Raw genomic sequence first — 24,119 nt, forward strand, 5'->3', positions numbered from 1 at the left:
AGCATGAGCAGATTTTCACTGGGTCGATACATATGCCTGCTTATGTCTGAGATTGAAATCGTCACCGATGGCGGCCGTCGGCGCCGTTGGTCTGCCACTGAAAAGCTACGGATTGTCGGGGAGACGTTGGACGATCGGTCCAGCATCTCAGTGGTCGCACGGCGCAATGGTGTTGCAGCGAACGTCCTTATCGTTGGCGCCGTCTCATGCTCGAAGGAGGGCGTGTCGCCGTGGTCGCAGACGACGACGCGACCAGCAACAAGGGTGTTCGCCAGATGGAAGACCGGATCCTGGCGCCCGTCAATCACAAGCGGGTCTACCGGATCATGCAAATCCACAACCTGCTGCTGGCCCGGAAATACCCCGAGCGGCCCGAGCACGAGCACGACGGCAAGGTCATCGTCATGCGCTCGAACCTGCGCCGGTGTTCGGACGGTTTCGAGTTCACCTGCTGGAACGGCGGCATCGTACGCGCCGCCTTCCTCATCGATGCCCACGACCGCGGGATCATCTCCTGACGTGCCGTGGTGAATGCCGGGATCAGCGGTTCCGAGATCCGTGACATCATGCTCGAAGCTGTGGAGTGCCGCTTCGGCACCTACCGTGTGCCCCGTATGTGATCGAGATGCTCACCGACAATGGCTCGCCTTACATCGCGAAAGAAACGCAAATCTTTGCCAGCCAACTCGGCCTGAAACCCTGCTTCACGCCGGTCCAGAGCCCGCAGAGCAACGGCATGTCCGAGGCTTTCGTCAAAACGCTGAAGCGCGACTACGTCCAGGTGACGCCGTTGCCTGATGCCCAAACCGTTCTCGGCTGGATCGAGGACTACAGAGAAAACCACCCGCACTCAGGGCTGAAAATGCGCTCGCCACGCGAGTTCATTGCCACTCAAAACGCAACCGCCTGAGTGTCCGGCAAAACGGGCGAAAGACCACGCAAGAAGGCGGTGAATTACGACAAACGGCGCAACCGCATCGAGATCATGTTCGGCAGGCTTAAGGACTGACCAATCGTCGGGAAAACAGTCCGCTGGACTGTTTTCTGATCCTCCTCATACGTCGCAACCCGATACGACCGGTGCCCGGAAACATTCTTCTCCGCGATCATACCCGCCGCAACCGTCTTGTTCTGGCTTTGAGCCAGAACGAGTCCTGAGCCTAGACACCTTACGACTGCGCAGTGCCAAGAACTGCCGAGGCAATTTCCGTGATGGGCAGACCGCGATCGGCGGCCCCGTTTTCAATCGCAGCCCTCGGCATGCCATACACCGCAGAGGTTGCTTCGTCCTGAGCGAAGCATTCCGCGCCACCATCGCGCAATCGCCGCATTGCTGCAGCGCCGTCACGCCCCATTCCCGTCAGCATCACGGCAGAGATGCGATTAGCCCAAGGAATGGCTGAACGGAACAACACCTCGACCGACGGACGGTAGCCACCACATTTTTCGGACCAAAGAAGACGGCACAGAGGCGCCGCACGCCAGTCAAGCGTCAAATGTGTTTCCCCCCCGGGGGCAAGGTAAACCTTGCCCTGTTCCAGTCCCATCCCGTCTTCCGCAAGCACGACATGTGGAGCAACTTTAGAATCGAGCCGTCGCGCGAAGCTCGACAAAAAAGTCTTGGGCATGTGCTGCGTGATCAGGGTGGGAGGACAGTTTTCCGGATAATCCGCCAGCATGATCTCCAAAGCATCGACACCCCCGGTGGAAGAGCCGACCAGAACAACCCGCCCGTTCCAATGAAATACCGAGGAAGCCGCTTTGACCGGACTGCGTTGCGGCTGCCGAAGACGCGCCCCGGCAGCGCAATACAGTAGCTCGGCCAGATCGGAGAAGGCTGTCGCCAGCGCCCCTGGACCAGGTTTTCCGACGCAATCGACCGCACCGAGAGACAGTGCTTCAAGCGCCCGCTCAGACCCCTGCTGCGTCTCGGCCGAGATCATGACCACCGGAACCGGTCGCACACGCATCAGTTTGCGTAGAAACTCCAGGCCATTCATTCCGGGCATCTCGATGTCCAGGGTCAGGACATCGGGGGACAGTTCGCTGACGAGTCTTTTTGCCTGATAGGCATCTTCGGCCTCGCCGACCACCACGATCCGAGGATCGCGGGATAACCGGCTTTTGATCAGTCGACGGATCGTTCGTGAATCGTCGACGATGAGGACCTTTCTGGGAACATCGGGGCTTCGCATGAGACTACTCAGAACCCTTCCCATCCTTCATCTTCAGCAGCGACGGCCTTCAGCGTGTTTCCTGACTGCTGCACCCGCTTGGGCATGGGAGTCACGACCCGGGACGAAGCCGGTTCTGCGGCCGAAGGACGGTCCATATCTGAGGTACGGAACCGGGCCGCGGCTGCGGCAAGTTCCTGAGCGCCCTGCGTCAGAGCCTGACTAGCCGCCGTCGTCTGGTCGAACATTGCCGAATTGTGCTGTGTCACCTGATCAAGCTGATTCACGGCAATATTAATTTCCGACAGCCCCGCGGCCTGCTCATGCGCCGATGCGGCGATTTCCGAGACACGGGATGCGATGTCGTTGACCGACGACAGGATCTTTTCCAGTGCGATCCCAGTCTCTCCGACCAGGTCAACCCCCCTCCGGACGTGCCCGGAAGACGTCGTAATCAGGCCGTCGATCTCGCGCGCAGCCTCGGAGGAACGTTGTGCCAGCGCCCGAACCTCGGAGGCAACGACCGCGAAGCCACGCCCGGCTTCGCCGGCACGGGCCGCCTCGACCCCGGCGTTCAGAGCCAGAAGATTGGTCTGGAAGGCGATATCGTCGATCACACCAATGATGCGCGAAATCTTTCGCGACGATTCTTCAATTTCGCCCATTGCGGCCACGGCCTGCTGAACGATGCCACCGGAGCTTTCGGCGCTTTCTCGGGCAAGCTTGACCACCCGGTTTGCATCCATCACGCCATTCGACGCGGAACTGACCGAAACCGTCAGCTGGTCCAGTGCCGCAGCCGTTTCTTCGAGAGTTGCAGCCTGTTTCTCTGTGCGCGCGCTCAGATCCTGAGCAGCGGAGTTGATCTCGCGCGCTTCATTGTCGATCGCGGCGGCATTGTCGATCACGACCTGCATGGCCGAGGCGAGGGTTCCGACCGCCCCATTGAAATCGGCCCGCAGCTGTTCGTATTGGGCGGGGAAGGCCTCGCGGATCTGCACCGTCAGATCGCCGGTAGACAAAGCCGTCAAACCGATCCTGAGAGCATCCACGACCATGTCCTGATCTTTGGCAAGGCGCTCACTGCGCTCGCGTTCAGCGCTCAGCGCCATTTCGGCGACGGTGACGTCATTCGCGATCATCACGATGCGCATCAGTTCATTCTTCTGATCGGGAACGGCCGTGATACTGCCCTCGGCAATGACAGTCCGGCCGTGTCCGGCAAGCCGGAATGTCCCGCTCACGGCCTCGAACCGCTTCAGCCGATCCCAGTAGCCCTGCTGTTCGCCAGTTCCGGCAACGATATCCACGAGCTTTCTTCCGATCAGCTGTGACTCATTGAACCCGAGAGCTCGGACCAGATTTTCATTCGCCTTGCACAGCGTGCCATCCGGCGTCGTTTCCAGGATCAGCTGCGTGTCACCCATGGCCTGCATCAGGGCACGATTCATCCGCAGTTCCGTCACATCGCGCCATTCGACGACAAACCCGATCTGCCCCTTCTCGGCAATCTCGATCGAGTTCACGTCAAGAGCGAAGCGCCCCGCCCCGATCGTGAGTTCTGCGTGATAGGGCAGCCTGGTCGGATCGTTGAGGATTCGGCGGGCATATTCGGGATTGCGGTGAAACAGGTCCATCGTCTTGCCGACCAGCGTTTCGGGGACGATCGTCGGAGAAACTGCCCGGAAATCGTCGATCCGGTCGTTGATCAGCCGGATCATCGCCGTATTGACATAGGTGATCGAGAAATCTGCATCGATCATCATCATGGCCGCAGAAGAGGTTCGGAAAGCCGTTCCCTGAATTGTGGCCTCGAGCTGGGTTTTCTCCGCGCGGATCAGCTCTCCACGCAGCCCCTCGAGCGCGCGCGCGATAAGGCCGACCTCATCGCCCCGGTCCGTTCCGACGATATTCCCCTCGTTGAGGCGGCGCTCGGAAATATTGTGGATGGCATCGGCAACGCCGGCCAGAGGACGCGATACCGAGCGTGCCATCAACCAGGAGATCAGCGTCAGCAGCACCATGATCGCCAGACCCGCCAACATCATGTTCAGCGCCAGACGATGCGCCGGGGCCGAGATTTCGCCCAGGGCCTCTTCGACGAGGACCGCGTAGCGATGCCCGAAGACCTCGGCCGGGCCGGAGGCGCTGACCACGCGAATTCCGTCGGAGCCGAGCCCGATGCTGGTGCTTTTGGTACCACTGAGCGCCGAGGTGATGCGTTCCGCCGGGCCGGAGGTCACACGCTCCGCATTGCCGAGGATCACGTGACGCGCGGCGTCGATCACATACACCTTTCCGGTGACGCCGAGAGATCTCGTATCGTTCATCTCATCGAAAATCGGACGCAACGAGTTCGCATAGATCAGCACCCCACGAGAGGGCACCACATCGTCCTGCCGGATCGGCATGGCCAGATAGATGACCGGTATATCGCCATCGACGCCACTGACGATCTCCGAAACGGCCGGCTCGGTCCTGCCGGGCTCCGACGCCTCTCGGACCACCCGGGCGATGGCCGCACTCGCCGTCTCGGAAGGCGGCTTGCTGACCGTGGAGAAGACGATTTCGCCGCGATCGTTCACCAACATCAGATCGTAGAGCTTCTCTCGATGCGCAAGAGTGGTCAGCCCCGGCGCATAGCGCTTGCGCAGATCCTCGGGCGAAAGCCCCGGAGCGGGATTGACGAACCCAGCAAATGCTGTCCGGATGCCGACATAGGTCGGGGCGACGGTCACGCCGTCGAGCGCCGATTTCGACCAGTTTTCGATCATGCTGACATGATCCGTCTGCTCTTGTGTCAGGCGCGCCTTGCCATCGCGCAGCAGCGAGTCGGCCGCCAGGCGATAGGACATAACTCCCATCACCAGCAGGGCCACGAGGGAAATCGACACCAGCATCAGCGGCAGTTTGATCCCGAGCCGCAGCGTGTACAAAAGTTTCATACAGTCCTCTCCGAAACCGGGCGGAGAGCGCCGCCGAAGCGGGCGCGGTCACCACCGCATCATCCGAACCGGGCCTTGCCCGTCAGAGGAAACCGTGGCCGGAAGCCGTGAAAATTGACTTAAGAAAGCCGTGCGCCGATGCCGGAAGCGGCAGAATTTCGGATCGGCACGCGAAATTTTCCGTTCAGAGCCGGAAACAGGCACGCACAAGCCCGAAGCGGCGCGCGAATTCCGATCCATCGAGCGGCCCTGCCCCTCGCGTGCGCAGCGCGCGGCGCAGCACCGAACGGGCCTGCCAGGCCGGCAGAATCGCCACCCGCGCCGCGCGGTCAGCATGGCGCAACCTCTTCTCCGCCGCGGTCAGACCGGCGAGCGCCGCACCGGCCAATGCCCCCGCCCCCTCGCCGCTTTCCGGTAGCGGCTGCCAGCCGCGAAGGCTCAGCTCGGGTGCGGCGCGCAGCCAGGCAGCCATCCCCGCCGCCGTGCCATAATCGCGCAACGCCTCTGTCTCGACACTGCCAAGCGCCTCACCGGCAAGGGAAAACAACTCGCCCGACGTCGCGCGCAGGTAATCGTTCAGTGCCTCGGCGGTCGAAAACCCCTCGCGCCAGCAATCGCGACGGCGCGCCTCGGCGATGCGGGCAAGCCCCGCCGCGCAGGCCCGCAGCGGCAGCAAGGACGCGCCGATCTCGTGATCGGGCGCCCTGCCCGTCGCGGCCAGCGCCTCCAGACCATCGACCCACCATTGCAGCCGCATCTCGCCGATCATCGGCTCGGACGAGGCCCAGGGGGCGCGGGCGATCTCGATATTCGCGGCATAGAGCGGCCACAGCCGGTCGCGCAGCGCGGCAGGCGTCGCCATCGTCGCGGCGAAACGGTCCGGGTCGCCCTGCTCGACACGCCGGGCCGCCTCGGCAAGGCTGGTGGCGAGCGTCGCCCCGCTCATCGCGCCGCCTCAGCCGAGCGCGGGCAGAAGCGCCGCGTCGAAGCCCGCGCCGGGCAGCAGCTCCACCCCCGCCTTCGACATCCGCACCTCGACCCCCGCCGCGACCAGCGCCGCCTTGAACGCGTCGACCGGGGCGAAGTCCTTGTTTGCCATCGCCGCCGTGCGCAGCGCCGCGAGACGATCGGCATGGGCCGAGAGATCGGCCTCGGGCGCCGCGGCCCAATCCCCCATCTCGTCGAGGAGCAGCCCCAGCATCTGCGCCGAGGCCTTCAGCAGCGCCGGATCGCCGGTCAGCGCGTGCAGCTCGGCAATCGCGCCCGCGGTGTTCAGATCGTCGCTCAGCGCGGCGATGACGGCGGGAGCGGGTTCCGCCGCGGGCGTCACGTCCCCGGTCAGCGCGCGCCACTTGCGCAACACGCCTTCGGCCTGCTGCGCCTTCTCGGCGGTCCAGTCCATCGGCCGGGTGTAATGGGTCTGCATGAAGACGAAGCGGATCACCTCGCCCGGCACGCCCTTGTTCAGCAGGTCGCGCACGGTGAAGAAATTGCCGAGCGATTTCGACATCTTCTTGCCTTCGACCTGGAGCATCTCGTTATGCACCCAGTAATTCGCGAAGCTGCCCTCGGGATGGGCGCAGCAGCTTTGCGCGATCTCGTTCTCGTGGTGCGGGAATTGCAGGTCGATGCCGCCGCCGTGGATATCGAAAGTGTCGCCAAGCAGCTCGTAGCTCATCGCCGAGCATTCGATATGCCAGCCCGGACGGCCGCGGCCCCAGGGGCTGTCCCAGCCCGGCAGATCCGCGTCCGACGGCTTCCACAGCACGAAATCCATCGGGTCTTCCTTGAACGGAGCGACCTCGACCCGCGCACCCGCGATCATGTCATCGACCGTCCGGCCCGACAGCTTGCCGTAATCGCTGTAGGAGCGGACGCGGAACAGCACATGCCCCTCGCGCGCATAGGCGTGCCCGGCCAGGATCAGCCGCTCGATCATCGCGATCATCGCACCGATATAGGCGGTGGCGCGCGGCTCGCGGTCGGGGCGCATCGCGCCGAGCGCATCCATGTCCTCGTGATACCAGGCGATAGTTTCCTGCGTGCGCTCGTGGATCAGGTCTTCGAGCGTGCCGGGCGCGCCCGCGTCCTTGCGCGCTTTTGCCGTCGCGTTGATCTTGTCGTCGACATCGGTGAAGTTGCGCACATAGGTCACGCATTCCTCGCCATAGACCAGCCGCAACAGCCGATAGAGCACATCGAACACCACCACCGGCCGGGCATTGCCCAGATGCGCCCGGTCGTAGACCGTGGGGCCGCACAGATACATGCGCACGTCCTTCGGGTCGATCGGCGTGAAGACCTGTTTCGAGCGGGTCTTGGTGTTGTGCAGGCGGATCTCGGTCATAAGTCCTCGCAAGGCGGTGTCACGGCCGCGGGGTCATCGGCTTCGTCCTCTGCAGGGAATGGAAGACCGTCCCGCGCGACCTTGGGCAGCAGAAAAGGTCAGCAGCAGAAAGCAGAGCGGATGAGGGCGGCGACGATCTTCATGGCGCCTTCATACAGCGCCCGCGCCCCCCTGCCAAGCCCGCGCCAGAATCAGGCGGCCATCGCTTTCGCCGCGGGGCGGAACGGCTCGACGGTGACGGATTTGCCCTCGAAGGTGCAGAAGCTGCCGGCCGGAACTTCCATCCAGTCGCCTTCGCCATCTTCCAGGGGCTCCGACACCACCGCCCGGCCCTGACGCGAGTCCGACCAGCGATGATAGAGCGAGGGCACCTCGTCATCCGAGGAATAGCGCACGGTATAAAGCCGCTGGCCATCCGACAGCGCCGCAGACAGCCGCATGAACGGCGCATGGCCCTTCTCGCGCGCGAGCGCCTCGAGACGCGCCGTCGCGCGCTCCATCGCGGCCTTGGGGTCGGCTTCCAGCCCCTCCGACACGGCGATGAGGAACAGCGCCTCGCTGTCGGTCGCGCCCTTGCGCGAGGGGTAAAGCGCGTCGGGGATCAGCATCTCGCCCGAGCGGCGGAACGTGTCATAGCCGCCGATCTGACCGTTGTGCATGAACGACCAGCGGCCGTAGACGAAGGGATGGCAGTTGTTGCGCGAGGTCGCGGTGCCGGTCGAGGCGCGCACATGCGCCAGAAACAGCCCGGATTTCACCGTCGCGGTCAGCGATTTCAGGTTCGGATCGGACCAGGCCGGCATCACGTCGCGGTAAAGACCGGGTTCGGGCTTCTCGCCATACCAGGCGACGCCGAAACCGTCGGCGTTGATCGCGGTGTGGCAGCGCGTCGCGCACAGGCTTTGCTGGATCAGCGAGTGACCCGGACGGCTGACGATATCCTCAAGAAACACCGGATTGCCGATGTAGGCCGCCCAACGGCACATGCTCTGCCCCTCGGGGCAGTTGATCCGCCCCGCCTGATTGGAAGTGATCCGGGGATCATATCAGCGGCGGAGCGGCAAATAAAGTCATTCGACGGCTTCGACGATCACCAGATCGCGTTCCGAGGTGCCGTTGGTCAGCGCCAGCGCCGCCTGATACTCCGGGCTGCGATAGCAGGCCTCGGCGGCCTCGAGGCTGGGGAAGCGGATCACCACGTGGCGGCCGCGCTCCTTGCCCTCGAGCGTCACGTAGCGCGAGCCGCGGGCAAGGATGGTGCCTTCGTATTTCGCGAAGGCGGGACTGGCCGCCTTCGCATAGGCCGCATGGGCCTCCGGGTCCGTCACGGTGATGTGCGAAATCCAGTAAGCCGCAGCCATCTTCGCCTCCGCCCGGTTACGCCGCGGCCACGACGGCACGTGCCGCCGCGATCGCCTCGGCCGACTTGGACGGGTCGGCACCGCCGGCCTGTGCCATGTCGGGACGGCCGCCGCCGCCCTTGCCGCCAAGCGCCGCAGCCGCCGCCTTGACCAGATCCACGGCCGAGATCCGGCCGGTCAGATCTGCGGTCACGCCGGCCGCGACCGCCGCCTTGCCACCCGCATCGGCGACCACCAGAACGATGCCCGAACCGACCTTCTCCTTCAGCGCATCGACGAGCGCCGGAAGATCCTTGCCGGTCACGCCCGAGACCGCCTGACCGATGAAGGCCATGCCGTTCACCGTCTCGGCCTCGGCGGCACCGCCCTCGGCGCCGCCCGCCATGGCGAGCTGGCGACGCAGCTCGGCGACCTCGTTGGCGAGGTGCTTGCGCTCTTCCGCCAGCGCCTGAACCCGCTCGACCACTTCGACGGTCGAGGTCTTCAGCGCCGCCGCGACCTCATGCAGCTTCTCGTCCTGCGCCTTCAGATAGTCGATGGCGGCCTGACCGGTCATCGCCTCGAAGCGGCGCACGCCGGCCGAAGACGCCGTATCCGCCAGCGCCACGAAGGCGCCGATGTCGCCGGTGCGCGCCACATGGGTGCCGCCGCACAGCTCGACCGAATAGGTCTCCTTGTCGGTGCCCTTGCCCGATCCGGGCTGAACCCCCATCGAGACCACGCGGACCTCGTCACCATATTTCTCGCCGAACAGCGCCTGAGCGCCGAGCGCGCGGGCATCGTCGGGCGTCATCAGACGCGTCGTCACCGGCGTGTTCTGCCGGATATAGCCGTTCACCTCGGTCTCGACGCGGGCCATTTCCTCGGGCGAAAGCGCCTTCGAATGGCTGAAGTCGAAGCGCAGACGGTCCTCGGCATTGAGCGAGCCGCGCTGCGCGACATGCTCGCCCAGAACGTGGCGCAGCGCCTCGTTGAGCAGGTGGGTCGCCGAGTGGTTCGCGCGGATCCGGCCGCGACGCTCGTGATCGACGATCAGCCGCGCGCCCTGCCCCTGAGCGATCTCGCCCATGGTGACTTCGGCGATGTGGATGAACACGCCTGCCGCCTTGCGGGTGTCGGTCACATGGGCTTCGCCGGTCTCGGTGCGGATGATGCCGGCATCGCCGACCTGACCGCCGGATTCGGCGTAGAACGGCGTCTGGTTGACGACGATCTGCACCTTGCCCGCGCCGGCCCTGGCCACCTGGGCGCCATCGATGACCAGCGCCTGGATCTGGCCTTCGGCCTCTTCGGTGTCATAGCCGAGGAATTCGGTCACGCCCTTGTCTTCGGCGATCTCGTGCCAGATCCGGGCTTCCTTGGTCTCGCCCGAACCCGCCCAGCTGGCGCGCGCCTTGGCCTTCTGCTCGGCCATGGCGGCATCGAAGCCGGCGGTGTCGACCTTGCGGCCCTGCTCGCGCAGCGCATCCTCGGTCAGATCCAGCGGGAAACCGTAGGTGTCATAGAGCTTGAACGCCGCCTCGCCGGGCAGCTCCGCCCCTTCGGGCAGGCGCGCCAGCTCGTCGTCGAGCAGCTTCAGACCGCGGTCGAGGGTCTGGCGGAACTTGGTTTCCTCGAGCTTCAGCGTCTCCTCGATCAGCGCTTCGGCGCGGACGAGCTCGGGATAGGCCTTGCCCATCTCGTGGATCAGCGCCGGCACCAGACGGTGCATCACCGGATCCTTCGCGCCCAGCATATGGGCGTGGCGCGCCGCGCGGCGCAGGATGCGGCGCAGCACATAGCCGCGGCCGTCGTTCGAGGGCGTCACGCCATCGGCGATCAGGAACGAGGTCGAGCGCAGATGGTCGGCGATCACGCGGTGATGCACCTTGCCGGGGCCGTCGGGGTCCGAGCTGGTGGCATTCGCCGAGGCCTCGATCAGATAGCGCATCAGATCGGTGTCGTAGTTGTCGTGCTTGCCCTGCAACAGCGCGCCGATGCGTTCCAGCCCCATGCCGGTGTCGATCGACTGCGCATCGAGCGTGCGCATCGAGCCGTCCTCGAACTGTTCATTCTGCATGAACACGAGGTTCCAGATCTCGATGAAGCGGTCGCCGTCCTCGTCCTTCGAGCCGGGCGGGCCACCCCAGATGTGCTCACCATGGTCGAAGAAGATCTCGGTGCACGGACCGCAGGGACCGGTCGGGCCCATCTGCCAGAAGTTGTCCTTGGTGGCGATGCGGATGATGCGCTCATCAGGCAGGCCCGCGACCTTCTTCCAGATGTTCGCCGCCTCGTCATCGGTGTGATAGACGGTAACCAGCAGCTTGTCCTTCGGGATACCGAAGTCCTTGGTCAGCAGCTCCCAGGCGAAGGGGATCGCGCCTTCCTTGAAGTAATCGCCGAAGGAGAAATTCCCCAGCATCTCGAAGAAGGTATGATGGCGCGCGGTGTAACCTACATTGTCGAGGTCGTTGTGCTTGCCGCCGGCGCGGACGCATTTCTGCGCCGTGGTGGCGCGCACGTAATCGCGCTTCTCGACGCCGGTGAAGCAGTTCTTGAACTGCACCATGCCGGCGTTGGTGAACATCAGCGTCGGGTCGTTGCGCGGCACGAGCGGCGAGCTCGGCACCACGCGGTGGCCGTGGCGTTCGAAGTAGCTCAGGAACGTCGAGCGGATATCGTTAAGGCTTGGCATGTGATCTGGCCTTCCGGAAGATTTGGCTTCGTTTACCGCCCCGGCAAGGTCCTGTCCAGAAAGCAAACAGCGCCGCCCCGGGTGCCGTCCTGTCACGCTTCGGCGACCGGAGCGCGCCACATGGGCGATCGACCCCGCGCAGCCGCCCCGAAACCGACAGATCGGACGAGCCTGAACAGAGCGCCACCCGCCGCCGCATCTGCGTCCGGATGCCCCCGCCAAGATCCGTCCAGCCCGGCTTTTCCGCGCCGGTGAATATCAGCCCCGGGACCGCATCCCGCAACGTCCGCTTCAGACGGTCCCCATGAGAGGCTCAGTCTTCAGACCCCGATCTTAGGGCCCCGGCATCGGGCAGACCGGCCCTCCGGTCCGCCAGATGAGATCAGTCCTCGGTGACAGCATCCTCGCCCTCGGGACCGGCCAGACCGAAATCGAGCCCGTGCGAGGCGCGGATCTTGTCCTCGATCTCGTAAGCGATGTCGGGGTTGTCACGCAGGAACTGCTTGGCATTCTCGCGCCCCTGCCCGATCCGCTCGTCGCCGTAGGAATACCACGCCCCTGATTTCTCGACCACGCCGGCCTTGACGCCGAGGTCGATCAGTTCGCCGACCTTGGAAATTCCCTCGCCATACATGATGTCGAACTCGACCTGACGGAACGGCGGGGCGACCTTGTTCTTAACCACCTTGACGCGGGTCGAGTTGCCGACCACCTCGTCGCGATCCTTGATCGCGCCGATGCGGCGGATATCGAGGCGCACCGAGGCATAGAATTTCAGCGCATTGCCGCCCGTCGTGGTCTCGGGGTTGCCGAACATCACGCCGATCTTCATGCGGATCTGGTTGATGAAGATCACCATGCAGTTCGACTTGCTGATCGAGCCGGTCAGCTTGCGCATCGCCTGGCTCATCAGCCGGGCCTGCGCGCCGACCGTGGCATCGCCCATGTCGCCCTCGATCTCGGCCTTCGGCGTCAGTGCCGCGACCGAATCGACCACCACCATGCTGACCGCGCCCGAGCGCACCAGCGTATCGACGATCTCAAGCGCCTGCTCGCCGGTATCGGGCTGCGAAATCAGCAGCTCTTCGAGATTGACGCCCAGCTTCTTGGCATAGATCGGATCGAGCGCATGTTCGGCGTCGACGAATGCGCAGAGCCCGCCCTTCTTCTGCTCTTCCGCGATGCAGTGCAGTGTCAGCGTCGTCTTGCCCGAGCTTTCCGGCCCGTAGATCTCGATGATCCGCCCCTTCGGCAGACCGCCGATGCCGAGCGCGATGTCGAGCCCGAGAGAACCCGTCGAGGTCGCCTCGATCTCAGCCGCGGGGTTATCCCCCCCGAGCCGCATAATCGCTCCCTTGCCGAACTGGCGTTCGATTTGCGCCAGCGCCGATTCGAGCGCCTTTTGCTTGTCCGCGTTGCGTTTCTGATCCATCTCGAAAAGGCCTGCCATTCCCATGTGACGCTTCCTTATCCCATAGCGTCCCGGTATCGGCAATGTCGCCACCGGAAACGAATGTTCGCGCGTTGTTCTCGCATATCAGCACAAAACAAGAACAATTCAATGAAAATCTTCACGATCCATCCTGAAGGTATTTGGTTAACAATCTATTTATACTGCTGCGCAGCGCAGATGGCCCCGGTCAGGCCGGAACGCGCCCAGCCGTGCGCTGCACCGTCTCCACCAGATCGCCGAGCGAAAACGGCTTCGGCAGGAAGGCGGAGGCCCGGATCGCCGGCCAGCCATCGCGGAACGCGTCCTCTGCATAGCCCGACATGAACACCACTGCCGTGTCGGGACGCGTTTTCATCGCCTCGGCCACCCAGCTCGGCCCGTCGAGCCCGGGCATCACCACATCGGTGACGAAAATGTCGAAATGCAGCGTCGGATCCGACAGGATTTCCAGGGCTTCCTCGCCATCCTCGGCCTCAACCACGTCATAGCCCCGCAGCTTCAGCGCCCGGGCCGCGAAGGCGCGCACCGCTGCCTCGTCCTCGACCAGCAGAACCGAGGCCGGGCTCTCCGATGGCAGCGGAACCGCTTCGGGGGGGGACAGCCCCGGCGCCAGCGTCTCAAGTGCCAGATAGGTCGGCAGCAGGAACCAGAACCGCGTGCCCTGTCCCGGAACCGAATCGCAGAAGATGTAGCCGCCGGTCTGCTTGACGATGCCGTAGACCGTCGACAGACCGAGCCCCGTGCCCTCGCCCAGATGCTTGGTGGTGAAGAACGGCTCGAAGATCTTCGGCAGAACCTCCGGAGCGATACCTGTTCCCGCGTCGCTGACCGACACCTCGACATACTCGCCCGCCGGCACCGTCGCCCGGTCCCGGTGCATGTCGCCGGCCAGCGAGAAATTGCGGGTTTCGATGCGGATCTCGCCGCCCGAGGGCATGGCATCGCGCGCATTCACCACAAGGTTCATGATCACCTGCTCGATCTGGCGCTTGTCGGCGCGGATCCGATGCAGATCGGGATCGTGGACCAGGCTGAGGGAAATCCGCTCGCCCACCAGACGATTGAGCAGATGCGTCAGATCCGACAGCGTGTCGCGCAGATCCAGAACCTCCGGGTTCATCGTCTGCTTGCGCGAATAGGCCAGCAGCTGACGCACCAGAGCCGCCGCCCGGTTGGCGTTCTGCCGGATCTGTTCCAGATCGCCGTAGTCGGGGGCCGACCGGTCGTGACGCAGCATCAAAAGATCGCAATGGCCCGAAATTGCAGTCAGCAAATTATTGAAATCATGGGCGACACCGCCAGCAAGCTGACCGACCGCCTCCATCTTCTGGCTTTGGATGAACTGCGCCTCCAGCTGCTTCAGCTGTGTCGCGTCGTTCAGCACCGCGATCAGCTCCATCCGGCCCTGCTCGACCATCCGCCGCAGCGTGACCTGCAGGAAAACCTCGTCTTCGCGCGTGCGCAGCCGCATGACCTCTGGCCGGCTTTCGGTCCGTCCGGCGCAGGCGTCGGCAACCCAGTCATTGACCGGCCGGCCCAGCCCCTCGAGCAGATCGGACAGCCGCGTGCCCGGGGCCACATCCCCCATCACCAGCCGCGCCGCGGCATTCACCGCGATCACCGCCGCGCGCGGGGTCAGCCGCATCAGAGGCACCGGCAGCGCCTCGAAGGCGGCGGCATCGTGGCTTGCGCTCTGCGTCGGAGCGACCGGCAGAACGAACAGCTCCCTCCGGTCGTCGGAGCGCCCCTTTCCGCCCACTTCCGCGACGAAGCAGCGCACCGGCCCGGAGGCGGTCAGAATCTCGTTCTCCTCGCCCGGTCGCAGCGGCAGCTCGGCCGAAATCTCGTCGGCTTTGCGTGGCCGCCCCCCGAGAAGCTGACGCAGCGCCGGATTGATCGCCAGAACGCCCCCCGCCGCCGACAGCGACAGCCGGGGCAATTCCGCCGCCGCATCGGGCCGCGCCGCCCCAAGATCGTCGAGTCGCCACAGCACGCCCCCGCCCTCGACCCGGTGGGCGCGCAGCCGCAGATGCCCGTGCCGGGTCACCGTATCCTCCTGCGCCGATCCGCTGTCGCGTGCGCGCCGCCCCATCCGTTCGATCGCCGCTCCGGGATCGGCGAACAGGCCTCCGAAGGCGGCTGCGGCGGCCTCGCCGCCCGCGCGCCCCCCTTGCGGCAGATCGAAGCCGAACCGCGCCGCGGCAGCCCGGTTGCGGTAGATGACCCGCCCGTCCCGATCCGACCCGAAGCAGGGCGCCGGATCCTCGTCCGCGACGGCGGCGAACAGTGCTCCGAGGCGGGCACGCCGCATCGGCCGCAGATAGCGCAAGGCCCCGAACCACAGCGCCAGCGACATCAGGCTGCCACCCACCGACAGCACCAGGAGCTTCTCGGTCTGTGACAAGGCCAGAACCGAGGACACGAACGCCGCGACGGCCAGAACCGCCAGCGGCACCTCGCGCCCCCATCCCCGCCCCTCGGGGCGCGGACGCGCCCCGGCACGCCGGACGACCGGGGCAAGGGTCGCGCTGTCGTCGGATGGGGCCACGTCGTCTGTCTCGCTGCGAACCGTTCAGAGTTCATAGCGCCGTAAAAGTCTTAACAAATAGTTAACAACACACGCCCCTGCCGCTGTCAGGCAGATCGGTCGCGGCGCAACACCGCGACGAAAAAGCCGTCGCCGCCGTCGGAAGGCAGGAAGCGGCGCATCGTCTCGGGCTGCCAGCCAAGGGTCTGCAGATCCGCGACCCGGTCCTCGTTCTCGGCGCGCAGCAACGAGCAGGTCATGTAGACAAGCCGCCCCCCGGGACGCAGGAAGTGCCCCGCCGTCGCGACGATCTCGCCTTGCAGCGCCACCAGCGCGTCAAGCCGCTCGGCCGTCAGCCGCCATTTCGCGTCCGGTGTGCGCCGCCAGGTGCCCGAGCCAGAACAGGGCGCATCGACCAGCACGGTGTCGAACGTTCCCTGAACCCGGCCCGGGGCGGCGCGCGCGATTCTGGCCCCGGCGCGCGCCGCGCGCGCCGGCAGATCGGCCATGCGCCCGGCGTCGATGTCATGGGCGGTGATCCGTGCCCCCGGATGCAGCGCCGCAAGCGCCAGCGCCTTGCCGCCACCGCCCGCGCAATAGTCGAGAACCCCGGCCCCTTCCGCACAGGGCACCATCGCCACCGCCGCCTGAGACGCCGCGTCCTGCAACTCGACCAGACCGTCGCGATAGGCCGCCGAGGCCGCGATCCGCCGCGCCCCGTCCGTCACCTCGAGCGCGGTTTCCGCCAGCGGATGCGGGCGGGCGCCGATGCCCTCGGCGGCAAGCGTCGCGATCGCCGCCGCCCGGTCGGTGCGCGCGACATTGACGCGCAGGAACACCGGCGCGCGCGCGCGCATCAGCGCGCTGGTTTCGGCGAACGCGGTGCCCAGATCGGCACTCAGCCGCGGCCGCAGCCAGTCGGGCCAGTCGAGGGCCTCAAGGTCCGCAGGCGGCACCGGGGCGACGGCTTCGGCCGCGCTCAGCTCTGCGGGCGCATGGCCGAGGCCGGTGAACAGCCCGGCCGGATCCGTCCCCGCGGCCCGCAACGCGCCGAGCATCAGCGCCCGCCCCCCCGTGCCCCCGCCGAGCGCGGCGAAGCTGCCCCGGCAGCGCAGCGCGTCGAACACCAGATCGCGCACCGCCGCCCGGTCGCCCGAGCCCGCGAACCGCGCGCCGCGCGCCCAGTTGGTCAGCGTGCGCTCGGCCGGGGCGCCGGCGAGGATCTGGTCGAGAATGTCGATTGCGGCGGCAAGACGGGCGGCGGGGGTCATCGGCGGGCTCCTTTGGCGGCGGTCTAGCGGGGCTTGCCCCGTCCCGCAAACGAAAAGGCCCCGCCGAAAGGCGGGGCCGGTGTCGCCGGCGAGGCGGAGGCAGCAGGCTCAGGGGCCGGTGCAGATCGGCGCCTGCTCGGTCGGGGTCTGGCCGGCCTCGGCGGTGAAGGCACGCAGCCCGAACCCGTCGATGAAGATCACCCGATAGGTCGGATGGCCGCCGGTCCACCACGGGTTCGGCGTGTCGAGATCCATGATGAAGCGGTGCGAACACGCCTGTCCCGAGCTGTAGGCGATGCCCTCGGGCGAGGTGCCGGCAAGCGGGATGTGGATATGGCCGAACACGATATGGCGCACCCCGGCCGGATGCGCGGCGAGCCGCGCGAGGAGCCGGCCGTCGTCATGCAGGCTGATGTCGCGAAAATGCCGGATGCCGTCGCGCACCGGCGGATGGTGGATGAACACGGTGACGGGCTTGTCCCCCGCCCCCGCAAGCGCGGTGTCGAGCCAGGCCATCCGGTCCGCGCCATAGACGCCGCCGATCACCCCCGCCTCGTGGCTGTCGAGAAACAGCAGCCGCCCCTCGGGCGTGTCGAGGAAGGACTGGATATAACCGTTCGCATCGCGCGGATGATCGGGGAAGGCCGCGACGAACGCGGGCCGGCTGTCGTGATTGCCGAGCAGCAGCCGCACCTCGAAGGGCAGATCGCGCAAGATGTCGCGCAGCAGCGCATAGGCCTCGGGGTCGCCGCAGTTGCACAGATCGCCCGTGATGACGAGAAGGTCGGCATCGCCATGGCGCGCCGCGATATCGGCGACGGCGGCGCGCAGCTGGCGCTCGGGGTCGACGCCGTTCGCGATCTCGCCGGGGGGCATCAGATGGGTATCGGTGATCTGGATGATCTTCATGTCTGTCTCCGAAACGGGCCGCAGGGGCCCGAAAAAACACGGAGGCGAGCGGGCGGACCCCCTCGCCTCCGGCCGCTGTGCCCGAGGGCTTATTTCATCAGCGCGTTGGTCTGTTCGACGATCTGCTTCAGGCCGGCCTCGGGGGTCACCTCGCCGCGCATCACCGTGCCGATGATGTCGCGCTGCGTGCGCCAGATCCGCACCGAATCCCCGCCCGGATAGCCCGCCCAGGGCAGCGACTTGTCGGCCTGCAGAGAGGCGGTCTTCACGTTCGGATGCTCGGCATAATAGGGCGCGAGGTAATCCGGCCCGGTCGCCAGCTTGTTGGTGGGCAGATAGCCGGTGATGCGCACGATGACGTTCTGCGCTTCGGGGCCGGTGATCCACTTCAGGTATTTCCAGGCCGCCGCCTGCTTCGCTTTGTCCTGCGTCAGCATCACCGCCGAGTTGCCGCCCGTCGGCACGCCGCCCTTCGCCTTGTTGTCGAGCGGGAACACCGAGGTCTTCAGCGCGAAGCGGTCGCCCACCAGCGCCTCGATGGTCTGCACATGCGCCGGCGTCGAGACCATGAACCCGGTCAGCCCCGCGCCGAACTGCTGGCGCGCCTGATCCCAGTCGAAGGTGGGCGCGCCCGCCTCGGTCACGAAGGCGCGGCAATATTTCAGCGCCTGAAGCCCGATCTCGTTGTCGAAGGCGACCTTGTTGCCCTCGGTCAGGGTGCCGCCCTGCTCGAAGATCAGCGCCTGCCACAGCCAGTCGTCGGGCCAGCCGGCGATGTCATAGGCCATGCCGGAAACCTTCGGATCCATCTCGTGGATCTTCTTCGCCAGCGCGATCAGCGCGGGGAAGGTGTCGGGCATGTGCTCGGGGTCGCCCCCGGCCTTCTTCACCAGATCGGCATTCACATAGAGGATCGGCGAGGACGCATTGACCGGCAGCCCGTATTGCACGCCACCGACCTGACCGAGCGCGACCATGTTCGGGCTGAAATTGCGCTCGATGAAGGCAGGACCGCCATCGGCCGCGATGAACGGCCCGAGGTCAGTGATCTGATGGCGCGGCGCGAGTGTATGAACCAGCTCGGCCGTCAGGTTGTAGCCCGAGAAATACACGTCCGGCAGGCTGCCCGTCACCGCCGCGCGCAGCACCTGCGCCTGACCGTCATTGTAATTCGCCGCCGGGGCGAGGAAGTTGATCGCGATGTCGGGGTTGTTCTTCTGGAACGTCTCGGCAAGCGGCTGATGGAACTTGGTGAAACCCGGCATGTTGTAAAGCACGTCGAGCGTGACCTTCCCGGCCGCGGCGGCCGGGCGCGACAGCCCGGCGAAGGCCAGCCCGAGGGCGAGGCCGCTGACGGCGGTGCGGCGATTCATGGACATGGAAGTCTCCTGAAGAGGTTTTGGGGAGGGAGGAAAGGGGAAAGGCCCGGGCTCACTTGACCCCGGTCATGGTGATGCCGGCGATGAAGTGGCGTCGCGCCAGCAGGAAGCACAGCACGATGGGCGCGGTGATGATCGTCGCGCCGGCCATCAGCGCACCGTAATTCGCCCCGGTCTCGGCATCCGAGAAGAACAGCATCCCGAGCGGCGGCGGCGCGAGTTCGGTCTTGTTGATCACGATCATCGGCCAGTAGAGGTCGTTCCAGTGCGCCACCACCGAGAACACCGCGAAAGCCGCGAGCGAGGGCAGCGAGCCGCGCAGCACCAGCCGCCAGCAGATCTCCATCTCGGAAAAGCCGTCCATCCGCGCCGCCTCGATGATCTCGTCGGGGTAGGAACGGAACGACTGGTGAAACAGGAAGATCGCGAAGACCGACAGGAAGAACGGCGCCATCATCGCGAAATAGGTATTCAGCAGCTGCGCCCTGGCGAGGCCGACGAACAGCGGCAGCGCAAGCGCCTGCACCGGCACGCACAGCGCCGCGATCACCAGCGCCAGCATGATCCGCCGCCCCGGAAAACGCAGCTTGGCCAGCGCATAGGCCGCCGGCACCGAGGTCAGCACCTGCACCGCCAGAATGCCACCGCACACGATCAGCCCGTTGAGCATGAACCGCGCCATCGGCACCGAACTGGCCGCCTGAGCATAATTCTCGCCCCCCGAGAAGGTCTTCGGCACCGGCCAGAGCGAGACATCGAAGATCTCGGACGGCGAGCGGATCGAGGTCAGCACCATCCAGTAGAACGGCAGCAGCATCGCCGCCGCACCGAGCGCCAGCACCAGATGCGGCAGATAATGACGAAGACGGGCCATCAGTAATGCACCTTCCGTTCCATCCGCAGCGTCTGCCCGATCGACAGCACCAGCACGATCGCCAGGAAGATCAGCGTCAGCGCCGCGGCATAGCCGGTGTTCGAATAGTCGAACCCTTCGAGATACAGCTCGTAAAGCAGCGTCTCGGACCCCGAGCGTCCCTTGGTCAGCACTGCCACCGTCTCGAACACCTTGAAGGCGGTGATGGAGCTGGTGACCACGACGAACATCGTCGTCGGCCCCAGCATCGGCCAGGTCACGGTCAGGAAGCGGTCTACCGGGCTCTTGGCGCCATCCATGCGCGCGGCCTCGGTCAGGTCCTTCGGGATCGCCGTCAGCCCGGCCAGAAACAGCACCATGTTGAAGCCGAGGATCTGCCACACCCCGATCAGGGCCATCGTCGGGATCAGCAGCGCGGGCGTGCCGAGGAACGACACCGGCTCGAAGCCGAGCGCCTTGATCGCGGCATTGACCGGGCCGAGCGTCGGATGCAGCAGGAACTGCCACACCGTCGCCATCGCGACGAGGGTCGCGGTGACGGGGAGGAAATACGCCGTCTCCCACAGCGCACGCGAGCGGCGCCGGCCATGCACCAGAAGCGCGATGCCGAGCGCGCCGAACACCCCGCAGGGGATGACGATGGCGGCATAAAGCGCGGTATTCGCCATCGCGCGCAGGAACACCGGATCGTGGAAGGCCTTGGTGAAATTCGACAGCCCGACGAAGCTCCAGTCGATTGCCCCGAGCTGATAATCGGTCAGCGAGAACCCGCCCAGCATGACCAGAGGCAAGCCATAGATCGCGACCATCAGCACCATCGCAGGGGCGGCGAACAGCAGCCCCTTGCGGATCAGCCGTCGCTCGGCCGCGCTGCGCACCGGGCGGGCGGGCCCGGCCGCGGAAACCGAAACGTCAAGCGTCGTCATGCCGCCACGCGCTCCAGCACATGCAGCGTCCGGCGCTGGCCATCAGCACCGAACAGATGCGCCCGCCCCGCCACGAAACCAAGCCGCAGCACCCCGTCGGCATCGGCCCCGAGCGGATCGGTGGCGCTCTGACGCAGGGTCAGTGCCAACTCCGGCGCCCTGGGCAGCACGCAGCTGACATAGCGGTCGGCACCGTGGGTCTCGACGCGAAGCACCTTCGCCGGCAGACCGTCGGCGCGCAGATGCAGATCTTCGGGCCGCAGGCCCAGTGTCGCCGGCCCCGTCGTCTCGGCCCCGCCGGACAGCGCGGCGGCAAGGCCGATCTCAAGCCCGAACAGACTCAGCCGGCCCGCCGGCCCGATCTCGACCGGCAAGAGGTTGATCGAGGGCTGACCGATGAAGCGCGCCACCCGCAGCGTGGCGGGCGCGCGATACAGATCGTCCGGCGTGCCCAACTGCTCGATCCGGCCCTCGATCATCAGCGCGATCCGGTCCGACATGGTCATCGCCTCGATCTGATCGTGGGTGACATAGACGAAGGTCGCCCCGAGGCGGCGATGCAGTGCCGACAGCTCTGCCCGCATATGGGCGCGCAGCTTGGCGTCGAGGTTGGAAAGCGGCTCGTCCATCAGGAAGGCGGCCGGATCGCGCACCAGAGCGCGGGCCAGCGCCACGCGCTGGCGCTGCCCGCCCGACAGCTCGGCCGGACGGCGCTCCAGCAGCGCGCCGATCTCCAGCACCCCGGCCGCCGCTTCGACCGCCGCGTCGATGTCATCGAGCGCCGCGCGCCCGGCGATCATCCGCCCGACCAGCGGCAGCCGGGCCCAGCCCGACAGCCGGCGCATCCGCAACGGCGTCGCGATGTTCTCTCGCACGCTCATATGCGGGTAGAGCGCATAGCTCTGGAACACCATCGCGAGGTTTCGATCCGACGGATCGGCCCCCGTCACATCGGCGCCGCCGATCGAGACGGTGCCGCGGTCAGGCGTCTCAAGCCCCGCGATGATGCGCAGCAGCGTCGACTTGCCACAGCCCGACATGCCGACGAGGGACAGGAATTCGCCCGGTCGGACGGTAAGATCAATGCCTCGCAGCACTTCGGTCTGGCCAAAGCCCTTGCCGATGCCCGTCAGCTCCAGTGATTGCGGCGTCATGGATGCGCTCCTTGCTTCAGGAGCGCATATCCTGCCCGAACGCGACGGTTCGGTGACGATCAGCCAAAGTCTTTGCGACAGTTTCCGGAGGGGTCAGATCTTTGGGGCCAGTTCTCCGGGGACGGACCATGCCGCCCCCGGAACAGATTTCAGTGACCGGCACCCGGGATCGCCGCGACCAAGGTGCGGGTATACTCGTGCTGCGGATTGCGGAAGATCTGCGAGGGCGGGCCGAACTCCACCACCTTGCCGCGATGCAGCACCAGAATATCATCGCAGATCTGGCTCGCGACGCGCAGATCGTGGGTGATGAAGATCATCGACAGCCGGCTTTCGCGCTGCACCCGGTTGAGCAGCTCCAGCACCTGCGCCTGGATCGAGACATCGAGCGCCGAGACCGCCTCGTCCGCGACGATGATCTGCGGCGAGAACATCAGCGCCCGCGCGATGCCGACGCGCTGGCGCTGCCCGCCCGAGAACTCGTGCGGATAGCGGTCATAGGCCGAGGCGCTCAGCCCCACGGTTTCGAGGATCTCGCACGCCCGGCGGCGCGCACCGTCATGGGTGAACAGCCCGTGCGCCAAGGGCCCCACCGTCAGCGCCTGCCCCACCGTGAACCGCGGGTTGAGCGAGGCATAGGGATCCTGGAAGATCATCTGGATCTGCGGCCGCATCGAACGGAAGTTGGTTTCGTCGAGCGACAGGATATCCTCGCCCTCGAAGCGCAGCTCGCCCCCGTCGGCCGGCATCAGCTTCATCAGCACCTTGCCCATCGACGACTTGCCCGAGCCGGATTCGCCCACGATCCCCAGCGTCTCGCCCTTGCGCAGGGTGAAGCTGACATCGTTGACCGCATGGACCTCGCGCATCCGCCCGAGGAAGCCCGAGCGCGTGCGATAAGTCTTTTGCAGATGCTTCGCCTCCATCACCACGGGCTTGTCGTCGATGCGCGGCCGGTCGGTGTCGCGCAGCGTCGGCACCGCGGCGAGGAGTTTCTTCGTATAGGGCTGCTCGGGTGCGTGCAGCACCTTTTCGGCCGGGCCCTGCTCGACCAGATTGCCCTTCTCCATCACGATCACCCGGTCGGCGATATCGGCCACCACGCCGAAATCATGGGTGATGAACATCACGCTCATCCCCTTGCGCCGCTGCACCTTGCGGATCAGTTCGAGGATCTGCGCCTGGGTGGTGACATCAAGGGCGGTGGTCGGCTCGTCGGCGATCAGGATCTCGGGGTCGAGCGCGAGCGCCATCGCGATCATCACGCGCTGACGCTGACCGCCCGACAGGCGGAACGGATACTGATGCTGGATCAGCGCCGGGTCGGGCAGGCCCACTTCGGTCAGCATCTCGACCACCCGCGCGGCGCGGCTGTCAGGCGAGCCGACGCCATGGGCATCCAGAACCTCGCGGACCTGATCGCCGATGGTCATCAGCGGATTGAGCGCCGAAAGCGGATCCTGAAAGATGATCGAGATTTCGCGCCCGCGCATCCGGCGCCGTTCCGATTCCGGCATCTTCAGCAGGTCGCGGCCGTGGAAGGTAATCTCGCCGCTGTCGACGCGCATCACGTCGGGCAAGAGCCCCATCACCGTATTCGCCGTCACCGACTTGCCGGAACCGGATTCGCCGATGATGCACAGGATCTCGCCGGGCATCAGGTCGAAGTGAATGTCGCGCACCGCGTGCGGACGGTCGCGCAACCCGGGGATCGAAACGGTGAGGTCACGCACCGTCAGAACCGGCGCAGAGCCCTGCGCGGGGGAAAGGTCATTGGACATGAGTTCAGTCTTTCGTTTGTCATTATTATGCCCCGCCACTGTCCGCGATCCCGGCCGCCCCCGGCAAGTCCAGCCAGCCCGGAGCCCTCTCTCCGGACGCATGTGCCTGAAATTCAGGCGCCTCGGCGAATGATCGGCGATTTTGCGGGCACCGCCCCCGGATCTGCCGGACTCTCCGCCCCATCGCCCGATGCCCGGAACCCACCGCACAGGGACTGGGCGTTTACCTCCTTTCCGAAGCATCCAGATGCCCGCATTGCCCGAAACCATGCCGATTTCCCAAGTTGCACCTGAAATTCCGCTTAAAAAATAAACACAGTTGCATTTCACAACCATAACAG

16 protein-coding genes and 2 pseudogenes are annotated in these 24,119 nt (G+C 65.8%); 2 read left to right on the top strand and 16 right to left on the bottom strand.

Annotated elements, in window-relative coordinates:
* The first annotated feature begins 42 nt into the window (after positions 1-42).
* Together CG50_RS16540 and CG50_RS16545 are read left to right on the top strand one after the other, a co-directional pair.
* Positions 43-910: pseudogene (locus tag CG50_RS16540) on the top strand (transposase).
* A gap of 15 nt (positions 911-925) precedes the next feature.
* Positions 926-1,141 (top strand): annotated as a pseudogene (locus CG50_RS16545) (hypothetical protein); the annotation flags it as partial.
* 28 nt (positions 1,142-1,169) lie between these two features.
* On the opposite strand, the gene cheB reads toward CG50_RS16545, so the two are convergent.
* The 16 genes from cheB to CG50_RS08840 form a co-directional block, all read right to left on the bottom strand.
* On the bottom strand, positions 1,170-2,195 hold the full coding sequence (gene cheB, locus CG50_RS08760; protein WP_036637242.1) for a chemotaxis-specific protein-glutamate methyltransferase CheB: 1,026 nt from the start codon (positions 2,193-2,195) through the stop codon (positions 1,170-1,172).
* An 8-nt stretch (positions 2,196-2,203) separates the two neighbouring features.
* On the bottom strand, positions 2,204-5,119 hold the full coding sequence (locus CG50_RS16225) for a methyl-accepting chemotaxis protein (RefSeq protein WP_051909770.1): 2,916 nt from the start codon (positions 5,117-5,119) through the stop codon (positions 2,204-2,206).
* Between the two features lie 184 nt (positions 5,120-5,303).
* A complete protein-coding gene (locus CG50_RS08770; RefSeq protein ID WP_036637245.1) occupies positions 5,304-6,065 on the bottom strand; it encodes a squalene/phytoene synthase family protein in 762 nt (253 codons plus the stop codon).
* A gap of 9 nt (positions 6,066-6,074) precedes the next feature.
* Positions 6,075-7,466 carry a cysteine--tRNA ligase gene (gene cysS, locus CG50_RS08775; protein WP_036637247.1) on the bottom strand — a complete coding sequence of 464 codons (1,392 nt, stop codon included), beginning with the start codon at positions 7,464-7,466 and terminating at the stop codon, positions 6,075-6,077.
* A gap of 191 nt (positions 7,467-7,657) precedes the next feature.
* Positions 7,658-8,452 carry a class II glutamine amidotransferase gene (locus CG50_RS08780; RefSeq protein WP_036637249.1) on the bottom strand — a complete coding sequence of 265 codons (795 nt, stop codon included), beginning with the start codon at positions 8,450-8,452 and terminating at the stop codon, positions 7,658-7,660.
* A gap of 84 nt (positions 8,453-8,536) precedes the next feature.
* Positions 8,537-8,827 carry a DUF1330 domain-containing protein gene (locus CG50_RS08785; protein ID WP_036637251.1) on the bottom strand — a complete coding sequence of 97 codons (291 nt, stop codon included), beginning with the start codon at positions 8,825-8,827 and terminating at the stop codon, positions 8,537-8,539.
* A gap of 16 nt (positions 8,828-8,843) precedes the next feature.
* Positions 8,844-11,504, bottom strand: coding sequence for an alanine--tRNA ligase (gene alaS / locus CG50_RS08790; protein WP_036637253.1), 2,661 nt, complete (start codon positions 11,502-11,504; stop codon positions 8,844-8,846).
* Between the two features lie 382 nt (positions 11,505-11,886).
* Positions 11,887-12,960, bottom strand: a complete 1,074-nt coding sequence (gene recA, locus CG50_RS08800; protein WP_036637256.1) for a recombinase RecA — start codon at positions 12,958-12,960, stop codon at positions 11,887-11,889.
* A 184-nt stretch (positions 12,961-13,144) separates the two neighbouring features.
* On the bottom strand, positions 13,145-15,505 hold the full coding sequence (locus CG50_RS08805) for a hybrid sensor histidine kinase/response regulator (RefSeq protein WP_081880355.1): 2,361 nt from the start codon (positions 15,503-15,505) through the stop codon (positions 13,145-13,147).
* A gap of 86 nt (positions 15,506-15,591) precedes the next feature.
* The gene (locus tag CG50_RS08810) at positions 15,592-16,755 is read right to left on the bottom strand and encodes an RsmB/NOP family class I SAM-dependent RNA methyltransferase (protein WP_036637258.1); all 1,164 of its coding nucleotides are present in this window, start codon (positions 16,753-16,755) and stop codon (positions 15,592-15,594) included.
* A gap of 108 nt (positions 16,756-16,863) precedes the next feature.
* Positions 16,864-17,664, bottom strand: a complete 801-nt coding sequence (locus tag CG50_RS08815) for a phosphodiesterase (RefSeq protein WP_036637260.1) — start codon at positions 17,662-17,664, stop codon at positions 16,864-16,866.
* Positions 17,665-17,753: 89 nt separating this feature from the next.
* Positions 17,754-19,043: an ABC transporter substrate-binding protein gene (locus tag CG50_RS08820; RefSeq protein ID WP_036637262.1), complete on the bottom strand. Its 1,290-nt coding sequence runs from the start codon at positions 19,041-19,043 to the stop codon at positions 17,754-17,756.
* A 52-nt stretch (positions 19,044-19,095) separates the two neighbouring features.
* Positions 19,096-19,917 (bottom strand): carbohydrate ABC transporter permease, encoded by an 822-nt coding sequence (locus CG50_RS08825; RefSeq protein WP_036637265.1) that lies wholly within the window; start codon positions 19,915-19,917, stop codon positions 19,096-19,098.
* The gene (locus tag CG50_RS08830) at positions 19,917-20,843 is read right to left on the bottom strand and encodes a carbohydrate ABC transporter permease (RefSeq protein WP_036637267.1); all 927 of its coding nucleotides are present in this window, start codon (positions 20,841-20,843) and stop codon (positions 19,917-19,919) included. Before CG50_RS08830 ends, CG50_RS08825 begins: the two co-directional genes overlap by 1 nt.
* Positions 20,840-21,997: an ABC transporter ATP-binding protein gene (locus CG50_RS08835; protein ID WP_036637269.1), complete on the bottom strand. Its 1,158-nt coding sequence runs from the start codon at positions 21,995-21,997 to the stop codon at positions 20,840-20,842. Before CG50_RS08835 ends, CG50_RS08830 begins: the two co-directional genes overlap by 4 nt.
* Positions 21,998-22,146: 149 nt before the next feature.
* Positions 22,147-23,778: an ABC transporter ATP-binding protein gene (locus tag CG50_RS08840; RefSeq protein ID WP_036637271.1), complete on the bottom strand. Its 1,632-nt coding sequence runs from the start codon at positions 23,776-23,778 to the stop codon at positions 22,147-22,149.
* Positions 23,779-24,119 lie beyond the last annotated feature (341 nt).

It is taken from the genome of Paenirhodobacter enshiensis (assembly GCF_000740785.1).
In the GTDB taxonomy this organism is placed as follows: domain Bacteria; phylum Pseudomonadota; class Alphaproteobacteria; order Rhodobacterales; family Rhodobacteraceae; genus Rhodobacter; species Rhodobacter enshiensis.

Bases quoted from the DNA above. Each gene is read 5' to 3' on its own strand.
- CG50_RS08835 (WP_036637269.1), bottom strand. From the start codon at position 21,997: ATGACGCCGCAATCACTGGAGCTGACGGGCATCGGCAAGGGCTTTGGC.
- CG50_RS08840 (WP_036637271.1), bottom strand. From the start codon at position 23,778: ATGTCCAATGACCTTTCCCCCGCGCAGGGCTCTGCGCCGGTTCTGACG.
- CG50_RS08815 (WP_036637260.1), bottom strand. From the start codon at position 17,664: ATGAAGATCATCCAGATCACCGATACCCATCTGATGCCCCCCGGCGAG.
- cysS (WP_036637247.1), bottom strand. From the start codon at position 7,466: ATGACCGAGATCCGCCTGCACAACACCAAGACCCGCTCGAAACAGGTC.
- recA (WP_036637256.1), bottom strand. From the start codon at position 12,960: ATGGGAATGGCAGGCCTTTTCGAGATGGATCAGAAACGCAACGCGGAC.
- CG50_RS08825 (WP_036637265.1), bottom strand. From the start codon at position 19,917: ATGGCCCGTCTTCGTCATTATCTGCCGCATCTGGTGCTGGCGCTCGGT.
- CG50_RS08830 (WP_036637267.1), bottom strand. From the start codon at position 20,843: ATGACGACGCTTGACGTTTCGGTTTCCGCGGCCGGGCCCGCCCGCCCG.
- alaS (WP_036637253.1), bottom strand. From the start codon at position 11,504: ATGCCAAGCCTTAACGATATCCGCTCGACGTTCCTGAGCTACTTCGAA.
- CG50_RS08770 (WP_036637245.1), bottom strand. From the start codon at position 6,065: ATGAGCGGGGCGACGCTCGCCACCAGCCTTGCCGAGGCGGCCCGGCGT.
- CG50_RS08780 (WP_036637249.1), bottom strand. From the start codon at position 8,452: ATGTGCCGTTGGGCGGCCTACATCGGCAATCCGGTGTTTCTTGAGGAT.
- CG50_RS08820 (WP_036637262.1), bottom strand. From the start codon at position 19,043: ATGTCCATGAATCGCCGCACCGCCGTCAGCGGCCTCGCCCTCGGGCTG.
- CG50_RS08785 (WP_036637251.1), bottom strand. From the start codon at position 8,827: ATGGCTGCGGCTTACTGGATTTCGCACATCACCGTGACGGACCCGGAG.
- CG50_RS08810 (WP_036637258.1), bottom strand. From the start codon at position 16,755: ATGACCCCCGCCGCCCGTCTTGCCGCCGCAATCGACATTCTCGACCAG.
- CG50_RS16225 (WP_051909770.1), bottom strand. From the start codon at position 5,119: ATGAAACTTTTGTACACGCTGCGGCTCGGGATCAAACTGCCGCTGATG.
- cheB (WP_036637242.1), bottom strand. From the start codon at position 2,195: ATGCGAAGCCCCGATGTTCCCAGAAAGGTCCTCATCGTCGACGATTCA.